This window comes from Caulobacter sp. Root1472, assembly GCF_001426985.1.
Taxonomy (GTDB): domain Bacteria; phylum Pseudomonadota; class Alphaproteobacteria; order Caulobacterales; family Caulobacteraceae; genus Caulobacter; species Caulobacter rhizosphaerae.
Genome location: NZ_LMFX01000005.1, coordinates 45,993 through 63,453, shown reverse-complemented (window position 1 = coordinate 63,453; position 17,461 = coordinate 45,993). Strand labels below are relative to the sequence as shown.

Below are 17,461 nucleotides of genomic sequence, written 5' to 3'. Positions count from 1 at the left end.
GGCGAAGACTACTTCAGCTTGGCGCTGACCGAGACGCCCACGATGCGCGGCTCGTTGTAGACGGCCGCCATGTAGTTCTCGATGACGCCCTTGAGGTTCTTCTCGTTGGTGATGTTGCGGCCGAACAGGGCCACTTCATACGCGCCGTTTCCGCCTTCGTAGCCGAGCTTCAGCCCGCCTTCGAAATTGCCCTTCGAGTAGAACTCGTCGGTCTTGTAGAGCACGAAGTTCGTATAGCCCTGGACGTTCCAGTCGGTGGCGACGAACAGCTTGCCGTCGGCGCCGACCGGCACGTCATAGCGGCCCGTGAAGCTGAGGTTGTACTTCGGCGCGTTGGGCAGCGGCTGGCCGTCGATCTGGGCGAAGGTGCTGGTGCCGAACGGACCGACGATCGCGATCGTCGGGTTCTTGACCGTGCAGACCACCACGCTGTTGAGGGCGCAGACCTGGGCGTAGACGCGCTTGTCCTTGATTTCGCTGTGCAGCAGGCTGACGCCGGCGGTCAGGGTCAGGTTGGCGATCGGGCGCCATTCGGCGTCGGCTTCCAGGCCGTAGGCCTTGGCCTTGTCGGCGTTGAACAGGACGCCGTTGCCGTTGGAATCGTTGCCGTTCAGCTGGATGTCCTTGACCTCATAGGTGAAGGCCGAGGCGTTCAGGCGCAGGGTGTTGTCCAGCAGCGTGCTCTTGAAGCCGGCTTCCCACGACAGGATCGTCTCGGAATTGGCGGTCGTGAAGTCGCTGTTGAACACCGCCGAGCGGCCCTGGATGGTCGGGCCGCGGAAGCCCTTGGCCACGCGGGCGTAGAGGTTCAGGTCGGGATTGACCTCGTAGTTGGCCGACAGATCCCAGCTGACCTGCTCGTCCGACAGGCGCACGTAGCGGCGGCCGGCATAGGTGGAGACGTTGGCGGCGGTGTTGGCGGTCTTGGCCAGGACGGTCTTCTTGGCGTCGTAGGTGTCGCGCAGGCCGCCGGTGACCGTCAGGGCGTCCGTCAGCTTGTAGCTGACCTGGCCGAACACCGCCCACGAGGTGTTGAGGTTGTTCAGCTCGACCCAGTTGTTGGGGTTGCGGGCGGCGGTGGTGAGGAAATAGGCGCGCTGGAAGAAGTCGGTGGTGTCGCGCGAGTCGAAGTACAGCGCCCCGACCTGCCACTTCAGGCGGTCGTCGCCGTTGCTGGCCAGGCGGATTTCCTGGGTCAGCTGGTCGAGGTCGCGGACCTGGCCCATCGACTGGCCAAAGCCGTTGGGCGCGCCGGCCACCGGGAAGTTGGCCGCCGCGCCGCCGTCGGTGTCGCCGCGGCTGTAGCCGCTGGTGGTCTCGTAGGCGCTGATCGAGGTCAGGGTCACCGGCCCGAAGTCGTAGGCGATGTTCAGCGACGTGCCTTGAGTGTCGTAGGCCTGCGGGTTGTTGTTGGCCTCGTCGAAGGCGACGCTGTCGCGCGGGGCGGTCGAGCTGTTGGAGCCCTTTTTCAGCGCGCCGCGCAGGAACAGGGTCGAGGTGCCCTCGTAGTTGCGGGCGTGGGCCGAGGCCAGGACCGTCAGCTGTTCGGTCGGGGTGGCCAGCAGTTGGATCCGCACGTCCTTCTCGTCGAAGCCGCCCATGGCGTTCTTCTTCGGGGTGACGGTGCCGTCGGCGCTGGCGCCGGCGAAGGTGTTGTCGACATAGTCGTCGCGGTGCTGGTAGAGCGCCGAGACGCGGAAGGCCAGTTTGTCGGCCACGATCGGACCGCCGATGCCGCCGTCGAAGGTGGTCGTGCCATAGGTGCCGTACGAGGCGCTGGCGCGGCCTTCCAGGGTCTGGGTCGGCTTGTTGGTGTCGAACTTGACGATGCCGGCGGTGGTGTTACGGCCGAACAGCGAGCCTTGCGGGCCGCGCAGCACTTCCACCTGCTTGACGTCGAACACCGGGTTCGACTTCAGCACCACGTGCTCGAGCACGACGTCGTCCTGGATGATCGACACCGGCTGCGAGGCGCCGAGGTAGAAGTCGATGTTGCCCAGGCCGCGGATGTAGAAGCGCGGGAAGATCCGGCCCGTGGTGGTCTCGGCGTAGAAGCTGGGCACCTTGCCCGACAGCGAGATGATGTCGTCGCCGCCGCCCTGGATGGCGCGCAGCTGGTCGCCACCGACCACGGCCACCGAGACCGGCACCTTCTGCAGGTTTTCCGACCGGCGCTCGGCCGTGACCACGATCTCGTCCAGGGCGGTCGAGGACGCCTCCTGGGCCAGCGCCGCGTTGGCGAACGACAGGGCCGAGAGACCCGCGCCCAGCAGGAGCGCGCATTTAAGTGCGTTGAAACGAGACATTGAACCCCACCACTTCCTGGAAAATCGAACCGACATGAGAGAATCGAAAAAGCGCCGGTCGTTGAGTCCGCCGTCGCTTGTAAGGACCCGCTTACTTCTTCGCGAGCCTGCGGCCTATAGGCATGTTGCATGACAGCGCCGTGACAGGGTTCACGGCGTCCAGGTGGTTGGATTGTCGGCAGCTACGAACGGCGGCGCCTTGCCTTCCCCCAAACGGAGAAGGATCCGGAATCCTACTCGCCCGCCGCGATCCAGGCCGCCGCCAGTTCGCGGTTCTTCGGCAGGTCCTCGGGGAAGTCCATCTCGGCCCAGTCCAGGCCCTCGATCGACTGGACGCGAACCACGTCATGGTCCTGGGCGATCTGGTTGATGACGCTAAGATACCAGCGCTTGAGGCCCTCGGGCGCGCGCAGGGCCTGCTCGACGATGCGGGTGAACAGGGCCGCGCCCTCGGGATCGAAGCGCAGGAAGCCGATCGACTCGGCGTCGTACTGGTCGATGGTCTTGCCGATGGCGCGCAGGGACAGGCCTTCGGTCAGCACCTTCATGTCGTCGGCGTCGTAGCCGGCGGCCTTGCGGTCGATGGTGACGGTGATCGGGGCCGGCGGGGCGGCGATCAGGCGCTCGGCGATGCCGGTCTCGAACAGGGTGTCGCCGTTCAGCAGCAGGAAGTCGCCGCGCATCTCGCCCCGCGCCAGCCAGCAGGTCGCCAGGTTGTCAGTCAGGGCATAGAAGGGGTTGAACAGGGTGCGGACCGTCAGGCCCGGGATGTCGAGCGCCGCGATCTCCTTTTCGACCGTGTCGGCGGCGAAGCCGGTCACCACCACCGCCTCGGTGATCCCGGCCTGGGCCAGGTGCTTGAGCTGCCAGTGCAGCACTGTGCGACCGGAAAGCTCGACCAGGCACTTGGGGCGGGTGTCGGTCAGGGGCGACAGGCGCTTGCCCTGGCCGGCGCTGAGGATGATGGCTTTGGCCGGTTTCGCCACGGGCGTGGTCTCGTCTGTCTGGGAAAAGCAAGAGCGCGAAATAGCGACGACGGGGCGGACCCTCAAGTCCGCCCCGTCGCTTCAGGGCCAAGTATCAAGTTTCGCCGGGTCGGCGCAAGCACGCCCCGCCGCGTCCAAACGGTGCGGCGAACATCATCGGCTTCATTGAGGGATCTGGAGCGGGCGATGGGAATCGAACCCACGACATTCTGCTTGGGAAGCAGACGCTCTACCTCTGAGCTACGCCCGCATTGGACGAATGGGCAAGCCGCGCCGTCCAAGCGCTGAGCCCGTCTAGCCGGTTCGCGCCGTCTTCTCAATGGCTTCTTTAGGCCCCGCGTTGACGACGCTCGTGGCACGGCGCACGATCGGTCAAACAGTCGTTCGGGAGGAGAGCGCCATGGCCGACGGCCACCAGCATCCGCAGGAGCATGAACGCGCCCATGAACGCGCCCATGACCGCGCCAAGTTCCACGCCATGGTCGACGGCACGCAGGAAGACTGGGCGATCATCGCCGACGCCTCGGTCGCGTTCGGCCGCGACCTGCCCAAGCGCCTGGTCTCGCACCTGAAACTGCTGCAGGGCGACTGCGGCGGCTTCGCCATCGATCGGCTGGACCACAGCCTGCAGACCGCCACCCGCGCCTTCCAGGACGGCCGCGACGAGGAATACGTGGTCTGCGCCCTTCTGCACGACATCGGCGACATCCTGGGTCCGCGCAATCACGCCGATATCGCCGCAGCGATCCTGCAGCCCTTCATCTCCGAGCAGAACCACTGGATGGTGGCCCACCACGCCATTTTCCAGGGCTACTACTTCTTCCACCACCTGGGCCTGGACCGCGAAATGCGCGACCAGTTCCGGGGCCATCCCAGCTTCGAATACACCGCCCAGTTCTGCCACATCTACGACCAGGAGGCCTTCGATCCGGCCTATGCCTCGATGCCGCTGGAAGCCTTCGAGCCGATGCTGCACCGGGTCATGTCGACGCCGAGGCGGTCGATCTATCTGCGCGAGGCGAAGCTCTAGGCGCTCGCCCCGCAGGGTTCGACCTCCGCGAACTCCTGGCGCGGGCTAGCGGTGGCCCTACTCCACCCGCTCGGTCTTGATCCCCAGCCTGGCCAGCTGCGCCTGCAGACTGTCGGGTCCGGTCAGGTGGCCCGCCCCGACCGCCACGAAGCTGACACCCGAGCCCGCCAGCCTGGTCTTCAGCTGGTTGGCCCAGTCCTGGTTCCGGTCGACCAGCAGCAGCTTGTAGACGTCGGGATATTCGGTCTGCATCTCGTCGACCATCTGGCGTTTCAGCTCGCCCTGGTCGCCGGCCGCCCAGGCCGCCACCAGGGCGTCGATCTTGGCCGGGCCGTCGTCGATCTCGTCCAGGGTCGATTCCAGCAGCTGGGCCTCCTGGGCCGGGGTCATGTCGGCGAAGAAGCGGACCTGCTGCTCCATGGTCTCGAAGGCCGCGATCGGCTTGCCCGCCGCCTTGGCCTGGGCCGTCAGCAGCTTCTCGACGCCGCTCTCGGGATCGTAGCCGGCCTTCAGCAGCGGGGTCAGCGACACGGTCAGCGCCGCCAGCCAGGGCCGCATGGGCTCCAGGGCCTGGGGCGGAAAGCCCATGCCCTGGGCGGCCGCCTGCAGCTTGGCGTAGCTCTCGGGTTTGAGCTTGGTGGACAGGGGCGCGGCTCGGTCGACGCCGTATTTCATCATCAACGCGCGCGTGGTCGCCGGATCCTCGGGCTGCTCGATCTCCATGACCACGTCGTCGGCGTCCTGGAAGGCCTTGGCGATCTTCGGCGAGCGCCACGGGGTGCTCGGCTTCAGCACATGGACCGTGCCGAACAGGTAGATCGTGGAGTCCTTGTCCTTGATCGCCCACAGGGCGGGCTCGGCCAGGACGGGGCTCGCCCCCATCGCCAGCGCGGCGACGAGGACGGGCGCGACGAGGGCGAGAGCGAAGCGGCGGACAGATCCGGGCAGAATCATCATCCCGCCACTGTTCCGGTCCTGAGCTCCACCGGCAAGCCGTCTCTATTTCAGGAAGCTCTCGACCTCGAAGGCGAAGGCGGCCGGCTGGTCCAGCATGATGAAGTGGTACGAGCCGTCGATCCGCTTGACCTTGGCCTGGGTCATCGGGGCGTAAGCGCCGGTGTAGAGCTGGTCGAACGCCGCCTGGGGCGCGATGGCCGGGTCCCACGGATAGAGCATCGTCGTCGGGGTCTTGATCGAAGCCAGCTCGCCGCGCAGGTCGGTGGTCAGGTCGTCATAAAGCGCGCGAGCCACCACCGAGCGGTCCGAGGCGATCGTGGCGGCGGTGGCCGACTTCAGGCCCTCGGGCGACTTGACCAGGCGCGCCATCATCGCCGTCTCCATGGCGGTCCAGGCCTCGGGCGTGGCGGAGGCCGTGCGGTCGCGCATGGCGGCGGCCTGGGGCTTGGTCGTCTCCACGGTGGCGGCGGGCGAGAACACCATGGCGTAGAACGGCAGGCTGTCGACGACCATCAGGCGGCCGACGTCCTCGGGGTGCTGGCGGGCCAGCATCAGGCCCATCAACCCGCCCATGGAGTGGCCGATCACGGCGGGCGACTTCAGCCTGGCCGACTTGATGTAGCCGTCCAGGGCGTCGACGGTCGGCTGGATCACCGGCCCCTCGGCGTTGGCCCCGGCCGGCGCGCCGGCGAAACCGGCCACCTGGACCACGTGCAGGCGGTACCGCCCCTGCAACTGCTTGACGGTGTCGTCCCAGACGGCGGCCGAGGAGGCGAGGCCGGGGATCAGGATCACGTCGGGCCCCTGCCCCGTCACCGCGATGGTGAAGCGGGGCGCGGCGGCCGAGGGGACGGCCAGGGGCGCGGCGTGCGCCCCGCCGAACACGCCCACGGCGGCCAGGATCGCCAGCAGGAGGACGATCAACGGGAAGGAAGGTCGGCGGTAGGTCATGATCGTATTCCTTGGATGACGGACGCGCGAAAGGCTTCGGCGTCGCGCCGAGGGAGGGATGGGCGGGTAGATCGAGTGGCTCATCTGGCGGCGGGGCGGCCGCGTCAGGTCAGGTCTCGTCCTGGAAAATCGTCTCGATCGGCAGGCCGAACAGCCGGGCGATCTTGAAGGCCAAGGGCAGGCTGGGGTCGTACTTGCCCGTCTCCAGGGCGTTGATGGTCTGGCGCGAGACCTCCAGGCGTTCGGCCAAGTCTGCCTGGCTCCAGTCGCGTTCGGCCCGCAGGACCTTGAGCCGGTTCTTCATCAGCAGTACCGCCGGGCGATGAGCGGCTGAGACAGGCCCATGGCGACGGCGAAGATCGGAACCACCGCCCAGGCCGGCGCGTGAGGCGCCTTGCCGAAGGTCTCCAGGAAGCCCCAGACGCTGGCCGCGCCCAGGGTGACGGCGATGCCCCACAGCAGGCTCTGGATCAGCACCTCGCGGTGGAACTCGTCGGTCTCCTCGGCCAGGTAAAACCCCATGCTGGCGATCGTGCCCAGGATGGCCAGGGCCGGGGCCAGGGCGATCAGATAGCCCAGCGGCCCGGCTGTCAGGCCATGGCGATGCAGCATCGTCGCCCCGATCAGCAGCACCACATAGGCCGACATCGAGACGCCGAACCGCAGCAGGTAGCGCCGGATCGGCGGGCGCAGGGGCTCACGCGCGAACAGGCGGTAGGAAGCGTAAGCGAAGACCAGAGACGCCGCTACCGTGCCCAGCCCGCCGACGAACGACCATACGCCGCCCAGGGCGCCGATACGCACCGAGAGCAGAATGCCGCCGATAAAACCTGCGAACAGCAGTAACTTCTTGAGGGCGCGAAACTCGCCGCGTTCAGACGTCATGTCTTGGCTCCCTGTCTTTTTGACAAGGACGCTTGTCTTACATTGCCGTGATCGTGTCAAGCATGCTTGTCAAAAGATCAAGGATAGTCGACAGAACGCCGGTTCAGGCGGCCTTGCGCTGGGAGGCGTCGTCAAATCGCTCGGCGTGGCTGACGTGGACGGGCCTGGCGGTCGCGAGGCCCAGGGTCTGGGCCAGGCGGGTCTCGCCGCGCCCGCGCAGGATCAGCCAGCCGTAGCGCGAGAAAGGGTCCTCATAGTCGGCCCAGCGGATGATCCGCCCCTGGTCGTCGCAGCGCCAGATCGCCTTGTCGCAACCCGGGATCGGGGCGGCGCGGTTCCAGATCGCCACCCGCCGGGCATGGGTCGAATAGGTCCCGCCGAAGAGTGCGTTCATGGCCTTTGGAAGCTCCACCGCCAGCGACTCGGTGAGTCGTTTCGCCGACAAAGGCAAACTAGCATTGGTGGAAGCGGAAATGGCGGCACACCACATCTGGTGCGACGCCGTGCCGCGCGACCGAATGGCCGATCATAGGATGGACGAACGGCGGTCTTTGTCCAGCGCCACCACGACGTCGGCCCGGGCCGGCGTCTCGCGGGCGATGTGGCGGGTCAGGCGCTCGTAGTGCTGGACGAAGACGGCGACCTCGTCATCGGTCATGGCGCCGCCCTGCGCCGTCGCCGCCAGCCGCTCCCTCAGCTTGGCCTCCTGCTCCAGCCGCCAGGTCAGCACCGTCTCGAAGTCCGGCGCGGTGAACAGCACCAGCAGGTCCAAGCGGGCGAAAAGGGCGCGATAGGGCCCGGCCAGGGCGGCGTTGACATGGACCCGCCAGGCGCCGTCCGGGTCCCGCTCGCGCTCCAGGGCGTTGACCGGCGCGGCCAGGGCCTCGGCCGGTTCCGGGCGCGCGCCGACGCACCAGCCTTCGAACAGCACGATGTCGACCGGCCCCGCGACCACCCGCCAGGCCTCGACCGGCGCCCGATCGTCGGCGGCCTTGTCGAAACGCGGCAGCGCGGTTTCACGCTCGCCGGCCAAGCCGTCCAGCACGGCCAGGCCCAGGGCGACGTCGTGGGTCCCCGGAACCCCGCGCGTGCGCAGCAGCGGATGGACGTCACGGGCCAGGGCCCCGCGGTCGGCGCGCGGCAGGTAGAGGTCGTCCAGCGACAGGGTCGCCACCGTCAGGCCTTGTGCTTCCAGCAGGGCGGCCACGACCCTCACGGTCGTCGTCTTGCCCGAGCCCTGCGGCCCGCAGATCCCGACCACGAAGGCCGGCCCCATCGCCACCGCCGCGATGCGGGCGGCGAGGGGCGCATGCAGGACTTCGACTTCAGCGGCGAAGCCCTCGGGAAGGCCTTCCTCCCGCAGGAAGGCGGCCAGCCAGCTTGGATCGATGGTCGTCATCAGCGCCTCCACGCCTTCTCCCCTTGCGGGAGAAGGTGTCAGCGAAGCTGACGGATGAGGGGTCGCACGGCGGTGACGCCGCGGACAAGCTCCATGCTGACAGATTTATCGCCTCCATCCGACCGCCTTCGGTGGTCACCTTCTCCCGCAAGGGGAGAAGGAAGGGGAGTCTACTGCACCCGTCGCACCTGGAACCCGCGCGCCGCCATCAGGGCGGGCAGGCCATCCTCGCCGGCCATGTGCAGGGCGCCGACCGCCACCAGTTCGACGCCGGGCCTGTCCATCTCGGCGACCAGGGCCTGGGCCCAGGCCTGGTTGCGACGCTTGAGCAGGGCCTCATACAGCGCTGGGCGGTCGCGCTTCATCACGTCGACGACCAGCGGCCCCAGCCTGTCCATGTCGCCGCACAGCCAGGCCGACTGCAAGGCCACGCCGTTGTGCGGCGGCGACAGGGTCTCGGAGGCCACGTCGTCCAGGTACTGCACCTCGACCGCCTCGGGCAGGCTGGCGAACAGCCGGATCTGCTGCTCCACCGTCTCGAACGTGGCGATCGGCTTTTCGGCGGCCCGGGCCTGGCGGGTGACCGTGGCGTCGGCGCCGGCCGCGACGGAGGCGCCCTGCTGGGTCATCGGCAGGACCGACAGCATCATCGCCGCCGCCCACGGCCGCAGGCGATCGACCCGGTCCAGCGACCCGCCGTCCCGCTCCAGCGCCGCCTTCAGGGTCGCCACCGTGCGCGGCGGCAGCTTCTCGGTCAGCGAGCGCTCGGGATCCACGCCGTAGCGATCGACCAGGGCCTGGACCTCGGCCGGGTCGGCGTCGGCGCGGGTCTCGAACCAGACCTTGCCGGCCCGGGCATAGGCGCGGTCGAAGGCGCGGGTGCGCCACTTCACGTTCGGCTGCAGGACATGCATCGCGCCGAACAGATAGATCGTCGTGTCGTGGTCGCGGACTTCCCACATGGCCGGGGCGGCGTGGGCCGCGCCGCCGAACAAGGCGCAGACCATCGTGCAGGCGGCGACCAGCCCTTTGCGCAAACGAAACACCGACACCACGTCCCCCGACGCCTGGACTCAACAGGCGCCCAGGTTACGAAGCCGCCGGTTAACCGGGGAAGCGTCGCGCGTTGCGGCCTAACGCCACGCCTTGAAGTGCTTGGACAGCTTCAGCCCCTGGCGCTGGTAGTGCGACCCGCCCTCGCCGTACAGGCGCTCGGGTCGCGCGGTCAGCGGCTCGTAGACCAGGCGGGCGACGATCTGGCCGTCCTCCAGCAGGAACGGCGTCTCGTGGCTGCGCACCTCCAGCACGCCCTTGGAACCGACGGCCCCGGCCTCCTCGGTGCCGAAGCCGGGATCGAAGAAGCCGGCGTAGTGCACCCGGAACTCGCCGACCGACGGATCGATCGGGGTCATCTCGGCGGCTTCCAGCACCGGGATCTCCACATCGTCCTTCGAGGCCAGGATGTAGAACTCGCCCGGGTCCAGCAGCAGCTCGCCGTGGCGGGTCTCCAGGGGCTCCCAGAAGTCGCGCGGATCGTGGCCGTCCTCGCGGTCCAGGTCGACCACCCCGGCATGGCGACGGCCGCGGAAGCCGACGATGCCGCCCTCGCCCGGCGTCAGGTCGACCCCGACGTTCTTGATCGCCAGCTTGACCGGCTCGCCGCGCTTAAGGCGCAGCTGGTTCAGCCGCGTGCCGGTCCGCACCAGCACGGAGAAGGTCTGCGGCGCGATCTCGATATAGAGCGGCCCCTCATAGCCGGATTCGATGTCGTCGAAGGCCTTGCTGTGATCGCTGAGCAGACGGACAAAGACGTCGACCCGGCCGGTCGAGCTCTTGGGGTTGCCGCGCGCCGCCACGTTGCCGGGCAAGCTCAGGCGCTCCTGGATCTCGGCGATATAGACGCAGCCCTTTTCCAGCACCGCGCCCTTAGTCAGGTCCAGCTCGTGCATGGCCACGTCCTTCAGGCGCTCGGGCACCCGGCGGGCGACGCCCGGCAGGAACGAGGCGCGCACCCGCCAGCACCGCGCGCCCAGGCGCAGGTCCAGGCTGGCCGGCTGCACCTGGTCGGTGTCGAACGGAGTCTGAGAGGTGATCGCCTCTTGCGCGATCAGGTCCTCGATGGATTGGCAGGGCAGAATCCCCGCGGCGTGGGCGTCGGTCATCGGGGCGACACTCGCTAAACCGCGCCTTGAAGGCAAGGCTCGCGGTCCATCCGCCCGCCGCTTGTTCGCGTGTGACAATTCTAATGTTGAAATCGAACTTGTCCGCCTTGACCCTGGGCCCGCCGAAACCCCTTATGCCGGCCGTTTCAGCGTAGACGAGGAAGACACCGCCATGGCCGAGGACCCGAAGGACTGGGATATCGCCACCAAGCTGATCCGTGGCGGTCTGGCGCGTTCGCAATACATGGAGACGGCCGAGGCTCTCTACCTGACCCAGGGCTTCACCTACGACAGCGCCGAGGGCGCCGACCGCCGGTTCTCGGGCGAGGACCCCGGCTTCGTCTATTCGCGGTTCAACAATCCGACCGTCAAGATGTTCGAGGACCGCCTGGCCCTGCTCGAGGGCGCGGAAGTGTGCCGCGCCCAGGCCACCGGCATGGCCTCGATCCACGCCGCCCTGATGGGCCTGGTCCGGGCTGGCGACCACGTGGTGGCCGGCCGCGCCCTGTTCGGCTCGTGCCGCTGGCTGATCGCCGAGTGGCTGCCCCGCTTCGGCGTCGAGACCACGTTCGTCGACGCCACCGATCCCAAGGCCTGGGAGGCGGCGATCCGCCCGAACACCAAGGCGGTGCTGATCGAGACCCCGTCCAATCCGGTGCTGGAGATCACCGACATCCGCGCGGTCTCGGAACTGGCCCACGCGGTCGGCGCCAAGGTCATCGTCGACAACGTGTTCGCCACCCCGATCTTCCAGCAGCCGCTGAAGCTGGGCGCCGACATCGTGGTCTATTCGGCCACCAAGCACATCGACGGCCAGGGCCGGGTGCTGGGCGGGGCGATCCTGACCAGCGAGGCGATCAACGAGGAATTCTACCGCGACCCGCTGCGCCACACCGGCCCGTCGCTGTCGCCGTTCAACGCCTGGGTGCTGGTCAAGGGCCTGGAGACCCTGGACCTGCGCGTGCGCCGCCAGAACGACACCGCCGCGGCCCTGGCCGACGTGGTGGCCGAGCACAAGGCGGTCAAGCAGGTGCTCTACCCCTTCCGCGCCGACCACCCGGGCCACAACGTCGCCAAGTCGCAGATGAGCGGCGGCGGCACGGTGCTGGCCCTGGACCTGGGCTCGCGCGAGGCGGCCTTCAAGTTCCTGAACGCCCTGGAGATCGTCGACATCTCCAACAACCTGGGCGACGCCAAGTCGATGGCCACCCATCCGCCGACCACGACCCACCGCTCGGTGCCCGAGGACATGCGTCCGTCGCTGGGCGTGGTCGAGGGCGGGGTGCGCCTGTCGGTCGGCCTGGAAAGCCTGGCCGACCTGACCCGAGACGTGATCCGTGCGCTCGATCAGGCGTGAATCCTCCCCGCCCTTGAAGCGGATCCGTCGCCGTCGCGGCGCCGATGCGGGCATCTACGAAGCGCGCACCCGCGACATCGTCGTGCGCGTCTCGCCGGTCTATCAGCCCGAGGACTCCGCGCCCGACGAAGGCCTGTGGATGTGGGCCTATACGGTCGAGATCGAGAACCACGGCGTTGAGACCGTGCAGTTGGTCGCGCGATCATGGACGATCACCGACGGCCTGAACCGGTCGACCGAGGTCGAGGGCTCCGGCGTGGTCGGCGAACAGCCGGAACTGCGGCCGCGCGAGGCGTTCCGCTATGTCAGCAGTTGCCCGCTGCCGACACCGTCCGGCGCGATGGTCGGCCACTTCCAGATGATGACCGAGGCCGGCGAGGTGTTCGACGCCGCGATCCCGGAGTTCTCGCTGCACCTGCCCGGCGCGGCGCGGCGAGTGAACTGAGGCGGGCGCACGGCGGGCTGGGGCCGATGAGCCGGCCACTGCTTCAGAGCATTTGGACGCCTTGAAGAGGCCCGATCGGGCCATGTTCCGCAGCGAGACATCCGCAGGATCGCGCCCATTTGGCGGCGTCTCGCGGCATGGCGATTTCATCCGCGCAACCTTTGATAGCTGCCGGCGATTACCTGTGATTGGAGACGACATGAGTAATGTGAAGCTGGAAAACAAACGATTGCAATGAAATTGCAATCGTTCTACATCGCCTATGGGCACACCCGCAATCTCAAGCGGGGACCCGATTTCCTTGGGGAGGATCCATGCACGAACGCCACGCTCTTCGCGCCCTGCTGCTTGCCGGTTGCAGCTGCCTTGCCGCTCCCGCCTGGGCTCAGACCGCGTCACCACCCGCCGACCAGAGCGACCCGCAGGCCGTCAGCGAAATCGTCGTCACGGGCATGACCTCGCGCAATCGTCCGCTGATCACCGCTTCGGCGGACATCACCCTGGCGACCAGCGCCGATCTGGAACGCAAGGCCCCGCGTTCGACCGCCGACCTGCTGGAGCTGGTGCCCGGCATCTTCGTCGAGGGCACGGCCGGCGAGTTGTCCAACAACTACTCGGTGCGCGGCCTGCAGGGCGGCGGCCAACGCTTCATCCAGCTGCAGGAAGACGGCCTGCCGGTCATCTATCAAGGCGGCGGGGCCGACTTCTTCTTCTCCGAAGACGTGACGATCGATCGGATGGAAGCGGTCAAGGGCGGCACCTCGGGCATCCTGACCGTCAACGGGGCCGGCGCGACGATCAACTTCCTCTCGCGCAAACCCAATTTCGACAAGCCCGAAGGCATTCTGCGGGCCACGGGCTACAATTACGGCCTCAAGCGCGGCGACTTCTACTACTCCGCCCCGATCGCCAAGAACCTGGCGTTCAATATCGGCGGCTATGTCCAGAGCAGCCCCGGCGTGCGCGACAACACCTTCGACTATGAAGGCTATCGCCTGAAGGGGATGCTGGAATACCGCTTCGACGAGGGCGGTTTCCTGCGGGTCACCGGCAAGATCGGCGACATCAAGGCGGCCTATTACGCCGACCAGCCCTACGCCTACAGCAACGGCAAGCCCAGCAGCATCCCCGGGCTGGACACCCAGTTCGGCAATATCGGCGGCGACGCCTTCAACCGCATCGCCGTGCCGGTCTCCACCTTCGTCGAAGCCGACGGCTTCCGTGATTTCCGGCTCAGCGAGGGCGTGCGGGTCAAGACCAAGCAACTGCGCGTCGATTTCGAGCGGCCGATCAGCGACAGCGTCGAGATCTTCGCCCGCGCGCGCTATCTGGACCTGAAGGACGACTTCAACGGCCTGTTTCCCGGCTCGGGCACCGGCAACGCCGGCCTGGCCAGCGCGGTGACCTATCTGACGCCGGGCGCCAGTTCGCCGATCAACGACCTGCTGACCGCGGGGACCGCCGCCTATCCGGCCACGGCGCGCTTCGGCATCAAGAACCTGCGTACGGGCGTGGTCACCGGAGCAAACGACACCGCGACGCTGAACGCCTTGAACGGCAACGGCTTCCTTCAGCAGACGACGCTGAACCACGACTATCAGTCGGGCCACGACTTCGGGGCCAATATCGGCACGCGCTGGGAGTACACGAGCGGGTCGTTCACCAACTCCCTGACCACCGGCGTCCAGTACTATGACGTCAGTCGCAGGCAGAACCAGTCGGCGGTCGCGTCAGTTGTCAACGATGTCCGGACCAACAGCGACATCTATGACATCGTCTCGCTGGACGCCAATAACCAGGTTATCGGCACGCTCAGCGACAATGGGCTGGTGTCCTATGGCAACTGGGGCCAGGGCATGCGCCGGCGCACCGACAAGTCGCTGTCGCTCTACGCCAACGACGAACTGGCGATCGGCGACAAGATCCACATCGACGGCGGCGTGCGCTGGGAAAGCGACAAGGCCCGGTACCTGGAAGGCAACGCCGCGGCGGTCAATCAGCCGGTCCAGCCCGGCGTGGCAGGCGTCGTGCGCACCGTGGGATCAACCTTCGACGGCACGTTCACCGAGACGCGCCGGACCCAGGACAAGGTCGCCTGGACGATCGGCGCCAGCTATCTGCTCACGCCGCACTTCTCGCTCTATGGCCGTTACGCCAACGGCTTCCAGACCAACAACACCGATCCGATCACCAAGATCGAACTCTATGAGGCGGGCCTGCGCTTCGAGTACGGCCGCGTCCTCAGCGCCTCAGCCACGGTGTTTCGGACCAATTTCGACAACCAGTTCTACAACTTCATCGACCCGTCCGATCCCACGAAACAGACCAGCTTCCTGGCCGACCTCAAGACCAAGGGCGTCGAGCTGGACGCCATGGTCCGGCCCGTCGACTGGTTCTCGGTCAATGTTTCAGGCGTGATCCAGGATCCCACCCTCAACAACCTCAGCCTCGCCGGCGTTCCGCAGCCGACCTATGACGGCAACCGTCCCGAACGGACGCCGGCCCGACTGTTCACCATCACGCCGAGCATCAAGCTGCCCAATGGCCGGGGCGAGGTCTATGCCCGCTACAAGTACGTCGGCAAGATCTATGCGGACTCCGGCAACGGCGTCGCCCTGCCCTCCTATGGCGTGACCAGCGCCGGGGTCGCCCTGAACCTGAAGGACAATCTCCAGGTCAATTTGAACGTCGACAACATCTTCGACGTCGTCGGCCTGACCGAGGGCAATCCCCGCCAGGGCCAGACACAGAACGCGTCTTCGGGCTATTTCTACGCCCGCGGCATCGTCGGAAGAACCTATGGCGGCTCGCTCACGCTGCGCTTCTAGAAGGCTAGACTAAGAGCAAGGCGGCGGACGCACCCGAGCGTCCGCCGCTTTTCGCGTCGTTGGAGAGGCTGGATGTTCAAGGATTTTCGATGGGCCGCCGCCAGCGTCCTGTGCTCGCTGACGCTCTGCGACCAAGCCCTGGCCGCGCCGGACCTGGCCTACCGACTGACCGAGGGCCAGAACCTCAACGCCTTCATCCGGGAAGACAGCGTCGCGGCGCACCTGCTGCTGCGCAACGGCGCCGACCCGCGCATTCTCGTGGCTTTCCCGGCCGGCAACAGCGGCGTGGGCCTGTGGTTCGAATCCGTCGCGCGCCCCGCTGCATGGCGCCTCGACCAGCCGCTCCAGCCGGTCCGGCGCAGCGGGCTCAACGGCGTGATGGTGCGCGCCAGCATCGATGCGTCCAGGCTGGCGCCGAAACAGGCGGTCCTCTCCAATGTTCGCTACCTGCGGGACTATCAGGCCGTCGGCAGCTTCCCCGCCGAGATCGCGGTCGCGCCCAGGATCGATGGCGACACTATCAGCTACCGTCGCCCGCGCCTGGACGGCGCGCCGGGCTATGAGCTGACCGTCCGCGTCGTCGCCGGCCGGATCGATCGGGGCGCGATCATCGCGGGGCCCGACGGGCGGATCGCGCTGGAGATCACGGCGCTGAGCGGCGACGCCCCCCTGACGCCGATGCCGGTCGCGCAGCTGCTGAACCCCAACGCCGCCGCTGACCCGGCGGCGCGCGACGCCCTGGCCTTCCTGAGCTACCGCGAGAAATTCCTCGCCGGGTCCTGGCGCTTCAACACCTATTTCGGCCGCGACACTCTGATGTCGGTGCGGCTGCTGATGCCCGCCCTGCGACCGGCGGCGGTCGAGGCGGGCCTCAATTCGGTCATGGCGCGGCTGTCGCCCGGCGGCGAGGTCGCCCACGAGGAGGGCATCGGCGAGTTCGCCGTCCTCCAGAACCGCAAGGCCGGGCGCGACGGCGACGCGGCGGAACTCGACTACGGCATGGTCGACGACGACTACATGCTGGGCGTCGTCGCGGCCGACTATCTGCAGGGACCCGGTCAGGCGCGGGCGCGAAGCTGGCTGGCCCAGCCCCTGGCGAGCGAAAGCCAGCCCGGGACCCGGACCTCCACCGGCGCGATGCTGGTGCGCAATCTGCGCTTTGTGCTGACGCAGAGCCGCCCGTTCGCGGCCGCGCCCTCCAGCAAGACCCTGATCGCGATCAAGCCCGGCCGGATGACCGGCGAATGGCGCGACAGCAACGAAGGCCTCGGCGGCGGCGTCTATGCCTATGACGTCAACGCCACGCTGGTCCCCGCGGCGATCGAGGCGGCCGACCGCCTGTACCGCGCCGGCCTGCTGGACCCCTACCTGTCGGCCGAGGACCGCGCCCTGTTCTCCGACGCCGCCCGCATGGGCCAGGTCTGGCGGGCCAAGGCCCCGCCGCTGTTTCGGGTCCAACTGCCGGCCGCCGACGCCGCCTCGGCGGTCCGTTCCTATGCGGAAGGGCTGGGCGTTCCCGCCGCGCCCGCCTTGCGGTCCCTGGGCCGACAGCCGCTGGTGTTCCATGCCCTGTCGCTCGACGCGGCGGGCAAGCCCGTGCCGATCGTCAATTCGGACGAAGGCTTCGACCTGCTGTTCGGCCACCCCTCGGCGGCCGACCTCGACACCTATGTCACGGCGATCATGCGCCCGTTCCCGGCTGGGCTGATGACCGATGTCGGGCTGGTGGTGGCCAATGCCGCGTTCGCCGCCCCGGAGGCGCAGAGGCGCTTCACGCCAGCGGCCTATCACGGCGCGGTGGTCTGGTCCTGGCAGCAGGCGCTGCTGGCCGCTGGCCTGGAGCGACAGTTGGCGCGATGCGACCTACCCGCGCCGGTCCGCGCCAAGCTCGTCGCGTCGCAAGCCGAGCTCTGGCGCGCGATCCGGGCGACCCGGGCGGTCCAGAGCTCCGAACTCTGGTCCTGGGCCTTCCGCGACGGCCAATACCAGGTCGTGCCGTTCGGCGCCGGCAAGGCCGATGTCGACGAGTCCAACGCCGCCCAGCTGTGGAGCACGGTCTACCTGGCGGTGCAGCCGCCAAAGGCGCGGACGGCCGCGAAGACGATCGTCATCAACCCGCCCGAACGACGCAGTTGCGCGCGATAGGGCGACGGAG

The 17,461-nt window shown here is 67.8% G+C and carries 15 protein-coding genes and 1 tRNA gene; 5 read left to right on the top strand and 11 right to left on the bottom strand.

What is annotated here, in order from left to right:
• Positions 1-8 precede the first annotated feature (8 nt).
• The 3 genes from ASD47_RS05245 to ASD47_RS05235 form a co-directional block, all read right to left on the bottom strand.
• Entirely contained in the window at positions 9-2,306 is a 2,298-nt protein-coding gene (locus ASD47_RS05245) for a TonB-dependent receptor (protein WP_056752628.1), read from the bottom strand.
• Positions 2,307-2,539: 233 nt separating this feature from the next.
• Positions 2,540-3,292, bottom strand: coding sequence for a sugar phosphate nucleotidyltransferase (locus ASD47_RS05240; RefSeq protein WP_056752625.1), 753 nt, complete (start codon positions 3,290-3,292; stop codon positions 2,540-2,542).
• Between the two features lie 175 nt (positions 3,293-3,467).
• Positions 3,468-3,542 (bottom strand) — tRNA-Gly (locus ASD47_RS05235).
• Between the two features lie 150 nt (positions 3,543-3,692).
• On the opposite strand from ASD47_RS05235, the gene ASD47_RS05230 reads away from it, so the two are divergent.
• Positions 3,693-4,322 carry an HD domain-containing protein gene (locus ASD47_RS05230; RefSeq protein WP_056752623.1) on the top strand — a complete coding sequence of 210 codons (630 nt, stop codon included), beginning with the start codon at positions 3,693-3,695 and terminating at the stop codon, positions 4,320-4,322.
• A gap of 57 nt (positions 4,323-4,379) precedes the next feature.
• On the opposite strand, the gene ASD47_RS05225 is transcribed toward ASD47_RS05230, so the two are convergent.
• The 8 genes from ASD47_RS05225 to ASD47_RS05190 all read right to left on the bottom strand — a co-directional run bounded on the left by ASD47_RS05225 (position 4,380) and on the right by ASD47_RS05190 (position 10,676).
• Positions 4,380-5,279, bottom strand: coding sequence for a TraB/GumN family protein (locus tag ASD47_RS05225; RefSeq protein WP_056752621.1), 900 nt, complete (start codon positions 5,277-5,279; stop codon positions 4,380-4,382).
• Between the two features lie 42 nt (positions 5,280-5,321).
• Positions 5,322-6,230 carry an alpha/beta fold hydrolase gene (locus ASD47_RS05220; RefSeq protein ID WP_056752618.1) on the bottom strand — a complete coding sequence of 303 codons (909 nt, stop codon included), beginning with the start codon at positions 6,228-6,230 and terminating at the stop codon, positions 5,322-5,324.
• A gap of 109 nt (positions 6,231-6,339) precedes the next feature.
• The gene (locus ASD47_RS05215) at positions 6,340-6,534 is read right to left on the bottom strand and encodes a helix-turn-helix transcriptional regulator (protein WP_056752615.1); all 195 of its coding nucleotides are present in this window, start codon (positions 6,532-6,534) and stop codon (positions 6,340-6,342) included.
• On the bottom strand, positions 6,534-7,115 hold the full coding sequence (locus ASD47_RS05210) for a hypothetical protein (protein WP_056752614.1): 582 nt from the start codon (positions 7,113-7,115) through the stop codon (positions 6,534-6,536). Before ASD47_RS05210 ends, ASD47_RS05215 begins: the two co-directional genes overlap by 1 nt.
• A 103-nt stretch (positions 7,116-7,218) precedes the next feature.
• Positions 7,219-7,509, bottom strand: a complete 291-nt coding sequence (locus tag ASD47_RS05205) for a hypothetical protein (RefSeq protein ID WP_056752610.1) — start codon at positions 7,507-7,509, stop codon at positions 7,219-7,221.
• Between the two features lie 132 nt (positions 7,510-7,641).
• Positions 7,642-8,514: a kinase gene (locus ASD47_RS05200; RefSeq protein WP_056752868.1), complete on the bottom strand. Its 873-nt coding sequence runs from the start codon at positions 8,512-8,514 to the stop codon at positions 7,642-7,644.
• Positions 8,515-8,684: 170 nt separating this feature from the next.
• Positions 8,685-9,566, bottom strand: a complete 882-nt coding sequence (locus ASD47_RS05195) for a TraB/GumN family protein (protein WP_230983938.1) — start codon at positions 9,564-9,566, stop codon at positions 8,685-8,687.
• Between the two features lie 81 nt (positions 9,567-9,647).
• A complete protein-coding gene (locus tag ASD47_RS05190; protein ID WP_056752604.1) occupies positions 9,648-10,676 on the bottom strand; it encodes a 2'-deoxycytidine 5'-triphosphate deaminase in 1,029 nt (342 codons plus the stop codon).
• 172 nt (positions 10,677-10,848) lie between these two features.
• Here ASD47_RS05190 and metZ point away from each other — a divergent pair, with 172 nt between their 5' ends.
• The 4 genes from metZ to ASD47_RS05170 all read left to right on the top strand — a co-directional run bounded on the left by metZ (position 10,849) and on the right by ASD47_RS05170 (position 17,451).
• Positions 10,849-12,033, top strand: coding sequence for an O-succinylhomoserine sulfhydrylase (gene metZ / locus ASD47_RS05185; RefSeq protein WP_056752601.1), 1,185 nt, complete (start codon positions 10,849-10,851; stop codon positions 12,031-12,033).
• Positions 12,014-12,478 carry a Co2+/Mg2+ efflux protein ApaG gene (gene apaG, locus ASD47_RS05180; protein WP_056752600.1) on the top strand — a complete coding sequence of 155 codons (465 nt, stop codon included), beginning with the start codon at positions 12,014-12,016 and terminating at the stop codon, positions 12,476-12,478. Before metZ ends, apaG begins: the two co-directional genes overlap by 20 nt.
• A gap of 314 nt (positions 12,479-12,792) precedes the next feature.
• On the top strand, positions 12,793-15,306 hold the full coding sequence (locus tag ASD47_RS05175) for a TonB-dependent siderophore receptor (RefSeq protein ID WP_230983939.1): 2,514 nt from the start codon (positions 12,793-12,795) through the stop codon (positions 15,304-15,306).
• A gap of 72 nt (positions 15,307-15,378) precedes the next feature.
• A complete protein-coding gene (locus tag ASD47_RS05170) occupies positions 15,379-17,451 on the top strand; it encodes a hypothetical protein (RefSeq protein WP_056752597.1) in 2,073 nt (690 codons plus the stop codon).
• The last annotated feature ends 10 nt before the right edge of the window (positions 17,452-17,461 follow it).

Bases quoted from the DNA above. Each gene is read 5' to 3' on its own strand.
- ASD47_RS05205 (WP_056752610.1), bottom strand. From the start codon at position 7,509: ATGAACGCACTCTTCGGCGGGACCTATTCGACCCATGCCCGGCGGGTG.
- ASD47_RS05245 (WP_056752628.1), bottom strand. From the start codon at position 2,306: ATGTCTCGTTTCAACGCACTTAAATGCGCGCTCCTGCTGGGCGCGGGT.
- ASD47_RS05225 (WP_056752621.1), bottom strand. From the start codon at position 5,279: ATGATGATTCTGCCCGGATCTGTCCGCCGCTTCGCTCTCGCCCTCGTC.
- ASD47_RS05200 (WP_056752868.1), bottom strand. From the start codon at position 8,514: ATGACGACCATCGATCCAAGCTGGCTGGCCGCCTTCCTGCGGGAGGAA.
- ASD47_RS05175 (WP_230983939.1), top strand. From the start codon at position 12,793: ATGCACGAACGCCACGCTCTTCGCGCCCTGCTGCTTGCCGGTTGCAGC.
- ASD47_RS05215 (WP_056752615.1), bottom strand. From the start codon at position 6,534: ATGAAGAACCGGCTCAAGGTCCTGCGGGCCGAACGCGACTGGAGCCAG.
- ASD47_RS05190 (WP_056752604.1), bottom strand. From the start codon at position 10,676: ATGACCGACGCCCACGCCGCGGGGATTCTGCCCTGCCAATCCATCGAG.
- ASD47_RS05220 (WP_056752618.1), bottom strand. From the start codon at position 6,230: ATGACCTACCGCCGACCTTCCTTCCCGTTGATCGTCCTCCTGCTGGCG.
- ASD47_RS05230 (WP_056752623.1), top strand. From the start codon at position 3,693: ATGGCCGACGGCCACCAGCATCCGCAGGAGCATGAACGCGCCCATGAA.
- ASD47_RS05210 (WP_056752614.1), bottom strand. From the start codon at position 7,115: ATGACGTCTGAACGCGGCGAGTTTCGCGCCCTCAAGAAGTTACTGCTG.
- metZ (WP_056752601.1), top strand. From the start codon at position 10,849: ATGGCCGAGGACCCGAAGGACTGGGATATCGCCACCAAGCTGATCCGT.
- ASD47_RS05170 (WP_056752597.1), top strand. From the start codon at position 15,379: ATGTTCAAGGATTTTCGATGGGCCGCCGCCAGCGTCCTGTGCTCGCTG.